Origin of the sequence: Pseudomonas sp. BLCC-B112 (genome assembly GCF_028550695.1) — a bacterium.
GTDB lineage: Bacteria > Pseudomonadota > Gammaproteobacteria > Pseudomonadales > Pseudomonadaceae > Aquipseudomonas > Aquipseudomonas danubii.
The window spans coordinates 25,969-40,951 of record NZ_JAQQGK010000020.1; the positions used below are offsets into that span (position 1 = coordinate 25,969).

Consider the following 14,983-nt stretch of genomic DNA (forward strand, 5'->3'; position numbering starts at 1 on the left):
GCGCGGCTCGCCGGGGCGTTGCTGAAGCGGTTTGTTGGACAATTTATCCGCCCGGCAATAGGTGCCCGCGCCGTTTCATGCTTAACTTCGGCCTCTCAAGAATTTCTCATTGCTGTTCCATCATCACTGTTCAATAAAGGACTCCGTTCATGGCTCAAGTCACTCTCAAAGGCAACCCGGTTCAGGTCAACGGCCAACTGCCGCAAGTGGGTTCCAAAGCCCCTGCGTTCTCCCTGGTAGGCGCCGGTCTGGCCGATGTTTCCCTGAGCAGCCTCGCCGGCAAGCGCAAGGTGCTGAACATCTTCCCAAGCGTCGACACCCCGACCTGCGCCACCTCGGTACGCAAGTTCAACGCCCAGGCCAACGAGCTGGCCAACACCGTGGTGCTGTGCATCTCCGCTGACCTGCCGTTCGCCCAGGCCCGTTTCTGCGGCGCCGAAGGCCTGGAAAACGTGCAGAACCTGTCGACCCTGCGCGGTCGCGAGTTCATCGAAAACTACGGCGTAGCCATCGCCGACGGCCCGCTGGCCGGCCTGACCGCCCGCGCCGTGGTGGTGCTGGATGAAAACGACACCGTGCTGCACAGCGAGCTGGTCAAGGAAATCGCCGAAGAGCCGAACTACGACGCGGCCCTGGCCGTGCTCAAGTAACAGGTTTTACAATTATTCACGGCCTGGCTCTGTCCAGGCCGTTTTTATTTGTGCTTCAGTGGCTTAGCGCCGCACCTTGAAACGTCAGTCAAAGGTAAATTGCCGGTAAAGGCGCTTTGCTAAAACCGCTCTAGTGCTTATCTTTCAGCCTTCCCCAAAGAAGACTCCCACGCGCCCAATGGTTGATCACTCCATGCAATCCTCTGCTCCCCGCAACTCTCGTCGCTGGCTGTTCGGCCTGTTTGTCCTGCTGCTGGTGATCGGCCTGTGCTGGAAATTCTGGCCCGCCGGCAGCGCCCCCAAAGAGGGTGCTCAGGCGAAGGCCGCGGCCGGGCATACCGGACGCAGCGGCAGCCTGCGCCCTGGCTTCGGCGGTGCCAGCGGGCCGATCCCGGTGCGGGTGGCGCCGGTGACTCAGGGTGACTTCCCGCTGTACTACAAGGCCCTGGGCACGGTGACGGCACTCAACACCATCAATGTGCGTAGCCGGGTAGCGGGGGAGCTGGTCAAGGTCAACTTCGAGGAAGGGCAGATGGTTAAGGCCGGCGACTTGCTGGCGCAGATCGATCCGCGCCCGTACCAGAACGCCTTGCTCCAGGCCGAAGGCACCTTGCTGCAGAACCAGGCCCAGCTGAAGAACGCCCAGGTCGACCTTGAGCGTTATCGCGGCCTGTACGCCCAGGACAGCATCGCCAAACAGACCCTGGACACCGCTGCGGCGCTGGTGGGCCAGTACCAGGGTACGGTCAAGACCAATCAGGCGGCGGTCAACGACGCCAAGCTCAACCTCGAATTCACCAATATCCGTGCGCCCATCGCCGGACGTGTGGGCCTGCGTCAGCTGGACGTGGGCAACCTGGTGTCGGCCAACGACACCTCGGCACTGGTGATCATCACCCAGACCCAGCCCATCAGCGTGGCCTTCACCCTGCCGGAGAACAGCCTGGACACCGTGCTCAAGCGCTACCACAGCGGCGCCAAGCTGCCGGTGGAAGCCTGGGACCGGGGCGATGTGAAATTGCAGGCCAGCGGCATGCTGCAGAGCCTGGACAACCAGATCGACACCACCACCGGCACCCTGAAGTTCAAGGCGCGCTTCGATAACCGCGACCAGGGCCTGTTTCCCAATCAGTTCGTCAATGTGCGGCTGCTGGCCGACACCCTGAAGAATGTGGTGCTGGCACCTTCGGCCGCGATCCAGTTCGGCACCAACGGCACCTTCGTCTACGCCCTGGATGGTGATAACAAGGTGAAGATCCGCCAACTGCAGGTGAGCGACAGCAACGGCGACCTGACGGTGATCAAGGACGGCCTCAAGGCCGGTGACCGGGTGGTGATGGAAGGCACCGACCGCCTCAAGGACGGCAGCGAGGTGGAAGTGGTCAACGACAGCAGTGAAGTGCCCACCAGCCCCACCGAACACCTGCAGGGCAAGCCCGCCGCTGCACCGGCCGCGGATGGCAAGCCGGCTGATGGCAAGGCGCAAAAGGTCGGCGCATGAATTTCTCGCGACTGTTCATCCTGCGTCCGGTAGCCACCACCCTGAGCATGCTGGCCATTGTCCTGGCCGGCCTGATCGCCTATCGCCTGTTGCCGGTCTCGGCCTTGCCCCAGGTGGACTACCCGACTATCCGGGTCATGACCCTGTACCCCGGGGCCAGCCCGGACGTGATGACCAGCGCGGTCACCGCGCCCCTGGAGCGCCAGTTCGGGCAGATGCCCGGCCTGACCCAAATGGCCTCCACCAGCTCCGGTGGCGCCTCGGTGCTGACCCTGCGTTTCAGCCTCGACATCAATATGGACGTGGCCGAGCAACAGGTGCAGGCAGCCATCAACGCTGCCACCAACTTGCTGCCCAAGGACCTGCCGGCGCCGCCGGTGTACAACAAGGTCAACCCGGCGGACACCCCGGTGCTGACCCTGGCCATCACCTCCAAGACCATGCTGCTGCCCAAGCTCAATGACTTGGTCGACACCCGCATGGCACAGAAGATCGCCCAGATCAGCGGCGTCGGCATGGTCAGCATCGCCGGGGGCCAGCGCCAGGCGGTGCGGATCAAGGTCAACCCCGAGGCTTTGGCGGCCAACGGCCTGAACCTGGCGGACGTGCGCACCCTGATTGCCGCGTCCAACGTCAATCAGCCCAAGGGCAACTTCGACGGCCCGACCCGGGTCTCGATGCTCGATGCCAACGACCAGCTGACCTCGCCCAAGGATTACGCCGAGCTGATCCTGGCCTACAAAAATGGCGCACCGCTGCGCCTGAAGGATGTCGCCGAGATCGTCGACGGCGCCGAGAACGAGCGGCTGGCGGCCTGGGCCAACGAAAACCAGGCCGTGCTGCTCAATATCCAGCGCCAGCCCGGGGCCAACGTGATCGAGGTGGTGGACCGGATCAAGGCGCTGCTGCCGAGCATCACCGACAACCTGCCGGCGGGCCTGGACGTCACGGTGCTCACCGACCGCACCCAGACCATCCGCGCCTCGGTCAAGGATGTGCAGCACGAGCTGTTCATCGCCATTGCCCTGGTGGTGATGGTGACCTTCCTCTTTCTGCGTCGGGCCAGCGCCACCCTCATTCCTTCGATTGCCGTGCCGCTGTCGCTGATCGGCACCTTCGGCGTGATGTACCTGGCCGGTTTTTCGGTGAACAACCTGACCCTGATGGCCCTGACCATCGCCACCGGTTTCGTGGTGGACGATGCCATCGTCATGCTGGAGAACATCTCGCGCTTTATCGAGGAGGGCGACAGCCCGATGCAGGCGGCGCTCAAGGGCGCCAAGCAGATCGGCTTCACCCTGATCTCCCTGACCCTGTCGCTGATCGCGGTGTTGATCCCGCTGCTGTTCATGGCGGATGTGGTGGGCCGGCTGTTCCGCGAATTCGCCATCACCCTGGCGGTGGCGATCCTGATTTCCCTGGTGGTGTCCCTGACCCTGACGCCGATGATGTGCGCGCGGTTGCTCAAGCGTGAGCCCAAGCCTGAAGAGCAGGGGCGCTTCTACCGCGCCAGCGGCGCCTGGATCGACTGGTTGATCGAAAGCTACGGGCGCAAGTTGCAATGGGTGCTCAAGCACCAGTTCCTGACCCTGATGGTGGCCGTCGGCACCCTGGGCCTGACCGTGTTCCTGTACCTGGTGGTGCCCAAGGGCTTCTTCCCGGTGCAGGACACCGGGGTCATCCAGGGCATTTCCGAGGCGCCGCAGTCGGTGTCCTTCGCCGCCATGAGCCAACGCCAGCAAGACCTGGCGAAGATCATCCTGCAGGACCCGGCCGTGGAAAGCCTGTCGTCCTACATCGGCGTCGACGGCGACAACGCGACCCTCAACAGTGGCCGTCTGCTGATCAACCTCAAGCCCCACAACCAGCGTGACCTGAGCGCGGCCCAGGTGATTGCACGGATTCAGCCTGAGGTGGACAAACTGCTGGGCATCCGCCTGTTCATGCAGCCGGTGCAGGATCTGACCATCGAGGACCGGGTCAGTCGTACCCAGTACCAGTTCAGCCTGTCTTCGCCGGACGCCGAGCTGCTGGCCCTGTGGAGCGGGCGCCTGAGCGAAGCCCTGGCCCAGCGCCCGGAACTCACCGACGTGGCCAGCGACCTGCAGGACAAGGGCCTGCAGGTGTACCTGGTGATCGACCGCGATGCGGCGTCCCGGGTCGGGGTTTCGGTGGCCAACATCACCGACGCCCTGTACGACGCTTTCGGCCAGCGGCAGATTTCCACCATCTACACCCAGGCCAGCCAGTACCGGGTGGTGCTCCAGGCCCAGGCTGGCGAGCGCATCGGCCCCCAGGCCCTGGAGCAGATCCACGTCAAGACCACCGACGGCGGGCAAGTGCGGCTGTCGAGCCTGGCCCATGTCGAGGAGCGCCAGGCGCAACTGGCCATCGCCCATATCGGCCAGTTCCCGGCGGTGATGATGTCCTTCAACCTGGCGCCCGGTGTGGCCCTGGGGGAGGCGGTTAACGTCATCGAACAGGTGCAGCAGGACATTGGGATGCCAGTGGGGGTGCAGACCCGCTTCCAGGGCGCCGCCGAGGCCTTCCAGGCTTCGCTGTCGAGCACCTTGCTGCTGATCCTGGCGGCGGTGGTGACCATGTACATCGTCCTGGGGGTGCTCTACGAGAGCTACATCCACCCGATCACCATTCTCTCCACCCTGCCTTCGGCGGCGGTGGGGGCCTTGCTGGCGCTGATCCTCAGCGGCAATGACCTGGGCATGATCGCGATCATCGGCATCATCCTGCTGATCGGCATCGTCAAGAAGAACGCGATCATGATGATCGACTTCGCCCTCGACGCCGAACGCCACCAGGGCATGGCCCCGGAACAGGCGATCTACCAGGCGGCGCTGCTGCGGTTCCGGCCGATCCTGATGACCACCCTGGCGGCGCTGTTCGGCGCCGTGCCGCTGATGCTGGCCACAGGTTCGGGTGCCGAGCTGCGCCAGCCCCTGGGCCTGGTGATGGTCGGCGGCCTGCTGGTGAGCCAGGTGCTGACCCTGTTCACCACGCCGGTGATCTACCTGTACTTCGACCGCCTGGGTCGGCGCTTCGGCAAAGGTGAAGACGCCCAAGAGGTGGAGGCATGAAGGGGCGTAGCCAGCCTCCAGCCCGGGGCGTTCAGCCATGAACCTGTCCGGACCTTTCATCAAACGCCCGGTGGCGACCATGCTGCTGTCGTTGGCGATCATGCTGCTGGGCGGGGTCAGCTTCGGCCTGCTGCCGGTGTCGCCGCTGCCGCAGATGGATTTCCCGGTGATCGTGGTCCAGGCCAGCCTGCCCGGGGCCAGCCCCGAGGTCATGGCGTCCACCGTGGCCACGCCGCTTGAGCGCTCGTTCGGCGCGATTGCCGGGGTCAACACCATGAGCAGCCGCTCCAGCCAGGGCTCGACCCGGGTGATCCTGCAGTTCGACCTGGACCGCGACATCAACGGCGCGGCGCGGGAAGTGCAGGCGGCCATCAACGCCTCGCGCAACCTGCTGCCCAGCGGCATGCGCAGCATGCCCACCTACAAGAAGGTCAACCCGTCCCAGGCGCCGATCATGGTGCTGTCGCTGACCTCCGATGTGCTGGAGAAGGGCCAGCTCTACGACCTGGCCTCGACCATCCTGTCCCAGAGCTTGTCCCAGGTGCAGGGCGTGGGCGAAGTGCAGATCGGCGGCAGCTCCTTGCCGGCGGTGCGCATCGAGCTGGAGCCGCAGTTGCTCAACCAGTACGGCGTGGCCCTGGACGACGTGCGCAACGCCATTGCCAACGCCAACCAGCGTCGGCCCAAGGGGTCGGTGGAGGACGAGCAGCGGCTGTGGCAGATCCAGGCCAACGATCAGCTGGAAAAGGCCCGCGACTACGAGCCGCTGATCATCCACTACAAGGACGGTGCGGCCCTGCGTCTGAAAGACGTGGCCAAGGTCAGCGACGGCGTGGAAGACCGCTATAACAGCGGTTTCTTCAACGACGATGCGGCGGTGCTGCTGGTGATCAACCGTCAGGCCGGGGCCAACATCATCGAGACGGTGAACGAGATCAAGGCCCAGTTGCCGGCGTTGCAGGCGGTGCTGCCGGCCAGCGTCAAGCTCAACCTGGCCATGGATCGTTCGCCGGTGATCAAGGCCACCCTGCACGAGGCGGAGATGACCCTGTTGATCGCCGTGGCCCTGGTGATCCTGGTGGTGTTCCTGTTCCTTGGCAATTTCCGCGCGTCGGTGATCCCGACCCTGGCGGTGCCGGTGTCCCTGGTGGGCACGTTCGCCATCATGTACCTGTATGGGTTCTCCCTGAACAACCTGTCGCTGATGGCGCTGATCCTCGCCACCGGGCTGGTGGTGGACGACGCCATCGTGGTCCTGGAGAACATTTCCCGGCACATCGACGAAGGTATCGCGCCGATGAAGGCGGCGTACCTGGGGGCCAAGGAGGTGGGCTTCACCCTGCTGTCGATGAACGTGTCGCTGGTGGCGGTGTTCCTGTCGATCCTGTTCATGGGCGGGATCATCGAGAGCCTGTTTCGTGAGTTCTCCATCACCCTGGCAGCGGCCATCGTGGTGTCCCTGGTGGTGTCCCTGACCCTGACCCCGATGCTCTGCGCCCGTTGGCTCAAGCCCCACACCCCGGGCCAGGAAAACGCCTTGCAACGCTGGAGCCGGCGCAGCAACGAGTGGATGGTGGGCAAGTACGCCACCAGCCTGGACTGGGTGCTGCGGCACAAGCGCCTGACCCTGCTCAGCCTGCTGGTCACCATTGGCGTCAACGTGGCCCTGTACGTGGTGGTGCCCAAGACCTTCATGCCGCAGCAGGACACCGGCCAGTTGATCGGCTTCGTGCGCGGCGACGACGGCCTGTCCTTCAGCGTGATGCAGCCGAAGATGGAGATCTTCCGCCGCGCGGTGCTCAAGGACGCCGCGGTGGAAAGCGTGGCCGGCTTTATCGGCGGCAGCAACGGCACCAACAACGCCTTCATGCTGGTGCGCCTCAAGCCGATCAAGGAGCGCGACATCTCGGCGCAGAAGGTCATCGAGCGTTTGCGCAAGGAAATGCCCAAGGTGCCCGGCGCGCAACTGATGCTGATGGCCGATCAGGACCTGCAGTTCGGCGGCGGCCGCGAGCAGACCACCTCGCAGTATTCCTACATCCTGCAAAGCGGCGATCTGGGCGAGCTGCGCCAGTGGTACCCGAAAGTGGTGACCGCGCTGCGCGCCTTGCCTGAGCTGACCGCCATCGACGCCCGCGAAGGCCACGGCGCCCAGCAAGTGACTCTGATCGTCGACCGTGACCAGGCCAAGCGCCTGGGGGTGGACATGGACATGGTCACCGCCGTGCTCAACAACGCCTACAGCCAGCGGCAGATCTCCACCATCTACGACAGCCTCAACCAGTATCAGGTGGTGATGGAGGTCAACCCGAAATACGCCCGGGACCCGATTACCCTGAATCAGGTGCAGGTGATCACCAGCGAGGGCGCGCGGATTCCCTTGTCGACCATCGCCCACTATGAAAACAGCCTGGAAGACGACCGGGTCAGCCACGAAGGGCAGTTCGCCTCAGAGAGCATTTCCTTCGACATGGCCGAAGGCGTGACGGTGGAGCAGGGCACCGCGGCTATCGAGCGGGCGATTGCCAAGCTGGGCATGCCCGAGGACGTGATCGTCAAGATGGCCGGCACCGCCGACGCCTTCGCCGCCACCCAGAAGAGCCAGCCGTTCATGATTCTCGGGGCATTGCTGGCGGTGTACCTGGTGCTTGGGGTGCTCTATGAAAGCTACATTCACCCGCTGACCATCCTCTCCACCCTGCCGTCGGCCGGGGTCGGCGCCTTGCTCTCGATCTACGTGCTGGGCGGCGAGTTCAGCCTGATCTCGCTGCTGGGGCTGTTCCTGCTGATCGGGGTGGTGAAGAAGAACGCGATCCTGATGATCGACCTGGCGCTGCAACTGGAGCGCCACCAGGGCCTGGACCCGCTGCAATCGATCCGCAGTGCCTGCCTGCAACGCCTGCGGCCGATCCTGATGACCACCCTGGCGGCGATCCTGGGTGCCTTGCCCTTGTTGCTGGGCAACGCCGAAGGCTCGGAAATGCGCCAGCCCCTGGGCCTGACCATCATTGGCGGCCTGGTCTTCAGCCAGATCCTGACCCTTTACACCACCCCGGTGGTCTACCTCTACCTCGATCGCCTGCGCCACAAGTTCAACCACTGGCGTGGGGTCCGTACCGATGCTGCTCTGGAAACGCCGCTATGACCGACCAATCGTCCCGTCCTGTTTCTCCGCTGTCCGCCCAGCGCCTGGCCATGGCCCGGGGTTCGCGGGCCTTGAGCCTGGGCCTGTGCGTGGCGCTGCTCAGTGCCTGCGCCATCGGTCCCGACTATCAGCGGCCCCAGGTGGCCGAACCGGTGCAGTACAAGGAGGCCCAGGGCTGGCGTCAGGCCAACCCCAGCGATGCCCTGGCCCGTGGCGCCTGGTGGGAGCTGTACGGCGACACCCAGCTCAATGGCCTGATCGAGAAGCTCAACAACTCCAACCAGAGCGTCGCCCAATCGGAAGCGCAATACCGTCAGGCCCAGGCCCTGGTGCGCAGCTCCCGGGGGGCGTTCTTTCCCAGTGTCGACTTGAGCGCCGGCAAGACCCGCGCCAGCCAGGGCACCGGCAGCAGCAACTCGGGGCTGAGCAGTTCCAGCAGCGGCATTCGTGACACCTACAACACCCAATTGGGGGTGAGCTGGGAGGCGGACATCTGGGGCAAGCTGCGCCGCGGCCTGGAAGCCAATCAAGCCAGTGCCGAGGCGAGCTTCGCCGATCTGGCGGCCATGCGCCTGAGCCAGCAGTCGGAGCTGGTGCAGAACTACCTGCAACTGCGGGTGATCGATGAGCAGAAGCGCTTGTTGGAAGCCACGGTGGCGGCTTACCAGCGCTCCCTGACCATGACCCAGAACCAGTATCAGGCCGGGGTGTCCGGCAAGGATGCGGTGGCCCAGGCCCAGACCCAGCTCAAAAGCACCCAGGCCGACCTGATCGACCTGATCTGGCAGCGGGCGCAGTTCGAGAACGCCATCGCGGTGTTGATCGGCGTGCCGCCGGCGCAGTTCAACCTGGCAGAAACCTCGCAGATTCCGGCGCTGCCCCAGGTGCCCCTGGCGCTGCCCTCGCAGTTGCTGGAGCGGCGTCCGGACATCGCCTCGGCGGAGCGTTCGGTGATCGCGGCCAACGCCAATATCGGCGTGGCCAAGGCCGCCTATTACCCGGACCTGACCCTGAGCCTGGCCGGAGGCTACAGCAGCAGTACCTACGCCGACTGGATCAGCGTGCCGAACCGGTTCTGGTCAGTGGGGCCAAAACTGGCCATGACCCTGTTCGATGGTGGCCAGCGCTCGGCGGAAGTGGATCGCACTGAAGCCGCCTACGACCAGACCGTGGCCAAGTACCGGCAGACTGTGCTCGACGGTTTCCGCGAGGTGGAGAACTACATGATCCAGCTCAAGGTTCTGGAAGACGAAGCCCAGGTGCGCCAGCAGGCCCTGGATTCGGCGCGTGAGGCCCTGCGCCTGACCGAGAACCAGTACAAGGCCGGATTGATCGCCTACCTGGACGTGGTCACCAGCCAGGCCACTGCCCTGAGCAACGAACGCAGCGTCCTCAGCCTGCTGCAGAGCCGGCTGATTGCCAGCGTGCAATTGATCGCCGCGCTGGGGGGGGGCTGGGATGGTCAGGTGCAGGGCGAAGAGCAGAAATAGGCCCGGGGGAAGCTAGCGAACCCGCTTCCCGCCACCCTTGCTAGGCAAGGCCCTGCGACGAGCTGCAATGGGCTTCAAATGAGTGAAGCGATATCCAGATCGTAGGGTGCTCCCGCTACATGGCCGCCCAGCAACTCGGCTATCGCTTGTTCAGAGTCGTCGATTGGCGGCGCCATCATCGCCAATTGCTCCTGCACGGTGTTTTCCGGGTGATCCAGCCAACGCGGCAGGCCTTCGGCCAGCAATTGCGTTTGACCGGCGAAAGCACCGTACAAATCACTTTCGTCGATCCTGGTAACGCTCAACTCACGCAGGCGTTGGCGAGTCATGCTCAGTGCATTGATTTCAGTGCGCAGCCGGTCGACAGCGAGCACGCTTTGTTGAGAACGCAGGTAGGCATCGGGCCGTCCCCACAGGCTGCGGTCCAGATCACGCAATTGCTGGGTGATACTGGCCAATGCCCCGTCGACCCGACTGAGCTCCCGCTCGGTCACCAAGGGGCGTTGGAACACCTGTGACTCCTGCCAACGGCGCAGGGTGGCCCAGCAGTGAGGGATATAGCTGACGACCATCTTGTGATCGGCGTTATCCAGCAGTTGCCGCAGGAGCGAGCCACGCACCGGCAGGCCATCGATTTCCTGCAAGACCCTGGCACAGCCCTGATCGAGAATGGTGCAACAACCCGGCGCCCAGAGAATCGCTGACTTGCGCCCTGCGCCAAAATCCACCGGCAGGAAGTGGCGCAACGTGCCGTGGTGGGCGTAGGGCTCGCCGGTAAAATTGATCAACCCGGTAATGAACAACGTCAAGCCCACCGGAGCATTGAATACCGTCACCGCCCCACGCGCCGCCAGCACCTTGGGCTTGGAAGTGCTCATCCAGGTGGCGGGGACACTTGGTACCGGATCGTTATGATTGACGAAGCGGTGGTGCACCAGGGCTTCGGCGCCGCTGACAAAGCGGGTATCGCCGACCCTTGGGCTGCCATAGGTGTAGAGCAGAATATTCGCTTCGTAGCGCTTACTCCGCCGCAGCATCTCGGAGAGGATCAGCGCCACGGCCCCGCCCAGGCTGTGCCCGGTGATCACAATTTTTTGCCCGCTGTAGAACTTGTCCAGATAGCGGACAACAAACTCACGAAGCGCCTTGGCCGCGCCATAAAAGCCGTTATGCACCTTGCCTTCGCCCTCCTCGAAAGGCACTTGCTCGGCGTCCATATCACGCAACGCATCGGCCTTTTCCGCCGTGCCGCGCACAGCGATCAGAATCAGCTCTTCGTGATGGGTGATGTAGGCTTGGGTGTCCGTCCCCTCAGGCTTATTGGCATCATCAAAGAAATGGATGTTGGCCGGGTTTTCCTGGGCGTCGCCCAGGCTCGGATGATTGACCTCGGGGTACAACTGCGGGTCGAACGGGACAATTTCCAGGCGCCTGGAGTAAGGCACCTCTTCATACAGCGGGTAATAGGCTTTGCCGCCGCGCTGGTCGGCATCGACCTGCCACAACTCGGCAAAGGTCGGCAGCACGGCGCCAAACCAGTTACCGCTGCTGGGTTGCCCCGGAAAACTCACTCGCGGGCTATCCACCGGGTGAAAGCGCGGCTCCTGACCAAACCCGCTGTAACTCAAGGTCGCCAGCAGCGCCAGTTGGTAGAGGTTGAGCGCGCAAAACTGCGCGCCGGTCGACAGCATCGGCCGCAAGGCCCGCAGCGGGCGGACCTCCAGCACATGGTGGCGGTTGGGCAGCAAGGCGATGCCCTGCACCTTGGGCGCCGGCGGGGCAAACCCCAGGTCAGCCATTGCATTGTCGGTCGACCTGTCGCCCTGCGCGGCCCCGCCATCGAGGAAACCCGTGGCCTGGGGCGGCTGTCGAAACAGCGAGTACACATGCCGATTGGGGGGAAAGTGTCGCTCGACCATAGGTGGCAGGTGCGCGTCATGCTCCACCAGCTCACGCACTTCGACCTGATAAAAACTGCCAGCCTTGGCTTGTGCCGGGTTGCTGCGAGTACGAGCCCCATCCTTGTTGAAAAACCGGGTGCTCTCGGCACGGACTTGTAGCTCGGTGATGGGGAGGGGGTAGTGCGGCCTCTCGCGTAAAAACGTATAGATCCTCTGTGCCCCCTGATACGCCTGATTCAGCTTAAGCAACACCGGCCCACAGTAGTGATTCTCTACACTGCCCACGCCGTTTGCATCCAATCTGCCGGTGTAGGTGACATCTTCGTAATCGGTCACCTCATAGGCCAGTCCCGCATAAGGCTGACCGTCACCGAATTCATCCACCAACTGAAAACTGGTCGCCTGGCCGCGCAACGGGCAGGTGTACATACGCCCCTCCATTGAGGGGCCGTCACCGGGCGTTAAAGACTTGAAGCTCATGGGCTCACTTCCTTGTTTTCACTGCAGCCAGGGTAAATGCTGCAAATACGGCCATCGGGCATTCTGAAGGTGCTGAAATCGGTGTAATTGCCGTAGCAAAAGGCATATTGGTCTTCAAAGTTATCGCCCATGCAGCGCTTCCAACCACCCGGCACCTTGACCCAGGTGTCACCAATTGCTGGTCTTTCCTCAGCCGCCAACTTGATCTTCAAACGCACGGTTTTACCCGGCAGTTGGTCCAGGGTGTAAGCCGCGAAGGGCTGCCCTCGGGTCACGTTGCCTTGGGCATCGGTGCTTTTGCAGGTGAGGATTTTTACAATGCGACGCAAACCACCCATCGTCCGAAACAACCACTGGCACTGACCCTGGATTTCACTTTCACCGGCAGTGTTGAAGGTGCCTTTATCAGCACTGCTCAAGTATTCACGCACCAGGATCTTTCCAAAGTCGCGGGCAAAATCCCCCCAATCCTTGCCATAAGTCCCATTGATATAAAACTCAACGTACTGCAACACCAATGGGCAGCCGCTCACGGTTCTGTGCAACCGAATTTCGGAATCGCGCGTGTAGGTTTTCTTCCATTTTCTGTTGATGCCAATCCGGGTGTTTTTACCACCCGGTACACTGCATGTTTCGCCTGGAGCCGGAACGTAAGCAGCTGTGGCTTCGTAAGTGAAGTCTGCGGGCAAGTCGGCACTCAAGGTAAAGCTGTCTGACTGGCCCGTGGCTGAGCAGCCGCTTGTCAAAATCAGATAGCCACTGAGGAACAGGCGGTGAATGAGAGCATTCATTGCCGAGCACCTCCTTGCCAATACAAGGTTTTCTGATACGTCATGGGCTCACTTCCTTGTTTTCACTGCAGCCAGGGTAAATGCTGCAAATACGGCCATCGGGCATTCTGAAGGTGCTGAAATCGGTGTAATTGCCGTAGCAAAAGGCATATTGGTCTTCAAAGTTATCGCCCATGCAGCGCTTCCAACCACCCGGCACCTTGACCCAGGTGTCACCAATTGCTGGTCTTTCCTCAGCCGCCAACTTGATCTTCAAACGCACGGTTTTACCCGGCAGTTGGTCCAGGGTGTAAGCCGCGAAGGGCTGCCCTCGGGTCACGTTGCCTTGGGTATCGGTGCTTTTGCAGGTGAGGATTTTCGTGATGTAGCGCTTAGGGCCAATCGTCCGAAACAACCACTGGCACTGACCCAGGACTTCACTTTCACCGGCAGCGTTGAAGGTGCCTTTATCAGCACTGCTCAAGTTTTCACGCACTGCGATTGCCGCAGAATCACCACCGATGTCCCCCCAATCCTTGCCGTAAGTCGCGTTGATATCCAACTCGATGCGATACAGCAGCAATTCACAGCCTTTGCTGATTCGGCGTATGGCGATCTGCGCATCGGGTTTGTATTGAGTGCGCCACTCACGGTTGAACTGCGGGGTCATATTGTCCCCTTTACCCAAGGTGCAATTCTGGCCCCAGGCAGGGACATAGGTCACAGTCGCGACATAGGCAAAGTCGGCGGGCAAGTCGGCACTCAAGGTAAAACTGTCTGAGGAGCCCATGGCTGAGCAACCGCTGGCCAAAGCCAGACAAGCTCCAAGTAACAGCCGTTGGAGGGGCGTTTTCATAATGGCTGTTCTCCCTGCCAATACAACGCTTCCTGGTAGAGGCGTGCGAAATGCTGCGCCGGGGTTTCACTGGGCTTGGGGCGCCAGGATTCAGGCGGCGCATAATCCGCCGCGTACAAGCTCTGAGTCAGCAGAAAATAGATTGCTTCGGGCTCGCGCCAATCCCAGGTGCGGGCCAAATCGAGCTGAGTACGCAACCAGACGTCGATGTTCTGCTGCTCGGCCAGCGCCACCAAAGGCTCCGTGTACTCACGCATGAAATAGCGCCGGATGTTGTCGAACTGCACGGCGTTGTAGATAGCCTGTGGAGTGGCCAAGTTGAGCCACGCAGGCTCGGATGGCAGCGGGTGAACCCCAGGATCGGGGTTGTCGCTGACCTGCCATTGCTCGACCTGCCAGTAGCACAGGCTGGCGATAGGCCCAAGGTAACCGGGGAAATGTTCGGGCGGTAGACACGTCAGGGCTCGCCCCAGCACGCGATTGTCATGAAAACGGTAAAGGACTTGATTCGACGGCTCGCCCGTGACCAGTCGGTCGCGCCAATGCTGGGTCAGGGTCTCCAGGTCCGTGCCCGAACCACTGGCCAGCCAGCCCCAATCAGTTTCAGGCGCCTTGAGCAGGGCCATCAGTATTGGATGGTCTATCCGCTGAATGTGAAACAGGTAGGGCCCAGCGCTGGCCAGTGAATGCGCTGGGGTACCGAGATAAACCGCGCGGCAGCGGTCGTCGCCCCATTCAGCTACCAGGGCATTGCGCTCTGGCATCTGACCATCGGAGTCCAGCATCAGATAGAGGCAACGGCCCAACCGGGCCTGCTCTTGCAACCATTGCTCGGGCGTATTCACGCCATCTCTCCTCTGGCGCAGAGCCCGTCGCTACAGGCTTCGCATAATGGGCAAAAATCCACGGCTTGTTGCTTGCTCGCGCGCACGATGGACAGCGGGTTATCGATAATTGCTTGGGGTGTTCCTGCCAAGGCTTGCAGTGCTTGCAGCGGTGCGATACCCGCCAACGGCGCCCCCCCAACCACAATCGGCACGCTGCTGAAGATCCCGCCCGAGCTGATGACAATATGCTGCCCACCCGCCTGAAGGG

At 62.5% G+C, this 14,983-nt stretch carries 9 protein-coding genes and 1 pseudogene; 5 read left to right on the top strand and 5 right to left on the bottom strand.

Translation table 11 applies throughout. The features are described 5' to 3' along the window. Nucleotides 1-149: 149 nt before the first annotated feature. The 5 genes from tpx to PQT43_RS30735 all read left to right on the top strand — a co-directional run bounded on the left by tpx (nt 150) and on the right by PQT43_RS30735 (nt 9,881). Nucleotides 150-650 (top strand): thiol peroxidase, encoded by a 501-nt coding sequence (gene tpx / locus PQT43_RS30715; protein WP_102863425.1) that lies wholly within the window; start codon nt 150-152, stop codon nt 648-650. 178 nt (nt 651-828) lie between these two features. After that, nucleotides 829-2,151 carry an MdtA/MuxA family multidrug efflux RND transporter periplasmic adaptor subunit gene (locus PQT43_RS30720; protein WP_267268278.1) on the top strand — a complete coding sequence of 441 codons (1,323 nt, stop codon included), beginning with the start codon at nt 829-831 and terminating at the stop codon, nt 2,149-2,151. After that, nucleotides 2,148-5,246 (top strand): MdtB/MuxB family multidrug efflux RND transporter permease subunit, encoded by a 3,099-nt coding sequence (locus PQT43_RS30725; protein WP_102863427.1) that lies wholly within the window; start codon nt 2,148-2,150, stop codon nt 5,244-5,246. Before PQT43_RS30720 ends, PQT43_RS30725 begins: the two co-directional genes overlap by 4 nt. Before the next feature lie 37 nt (nt 5,247-5,283). Continuing rightward, a complete protein-coding gene (locus PQT43_RS30730; protein ID WP_102879180.1) occupies nt 5,284-8,391 on the top strand; it encodes an efflux RND transporter permease subunit in 3,108 nt (1,035 codons plus the stop codon). Beyond that, nucleotides 8,388-9,881 (top strand): efflux transporter outer membrane subunit, encoded by a 1,494-nt coding sequence (locus PQT43_RS30735; RefSeq protein WP_102879181.1) that lies wholly within the window; start codon nt 8,388-8,390, stop codon nt 9,879-9,881. Before PQT43_RS30730 ends, PQT43_RS30735 begins: the two co-directional genes overlap by 4 nt. Nucleotides 9,882-9,955: 74 nt before the next feature. On the opposite strand, the gene PQT43_RS30740 is transcribed toward PQT43_RS30735, so the two are convergent. From PQT43_RS30740 to PQT43_RS30760, 5 genes and pseudogenes are all read right to left on the bottom strand, one after another. Further along, complete coding sequence (locus PQT43_RS30740) at nt 9,956-12,262, bottom strand: lipase family protein (protein WP_272755540.1); 2,307 nt, start codon at nt 12,260-12,262, stop codon at nt 9,956-9,958. Beyond that, complete coding sequence (locus tag PQT43_RS30745; RefSeq protein ID WP_267268276.1) at nt 12,259-13,053, bottom strand: hypothetical protein; 795 nt, start codon at nt 13,051-13,053, stop codon at nt 12,259-12,261. Before PQT43_RS30745 ends, PQT43_RS30740 begins: the two co-directional genes overlap by 4 nt. A gap of 40 nt (nt 13,054-13,093) precedes the next feature. Further along, nucleotides 13,094-13,888 (bottom strand): hypothetical protein, encoded by a 795-nt coding sequence (locus PQT43_RS30750; protein WP_267268275.1) that lies wholly within the window; start codon nt 13,886-13,888, stop codon nt 13,094-13,096. After that, the gene (locus PQT43_RS30755; protein WP_267268274.1) at nt 13,885-14,733 is read right to left on the bottom strand and encodes a DUF4123 domain-containing protein; all 849 of its coding nucleotides are present in this window, start codon (nt 14,731-14,733) and stop codon (nt 13,885-13,887) included. Before PQT43_RS30755 ends, PQT43_RS30750 begins: the two co-directional genes overlap by 4 nt. Next, a pseudogene (locus PQT43_RS30760) lies at nt 14,730-14,983 on the bottom strand (type VI secretion system tip protein VgrG); the annotation flags it as partial. The gene PQT43_RS30755 and the pseudogene PQT43_RS30760, both read right to left, overlap by 4 nt.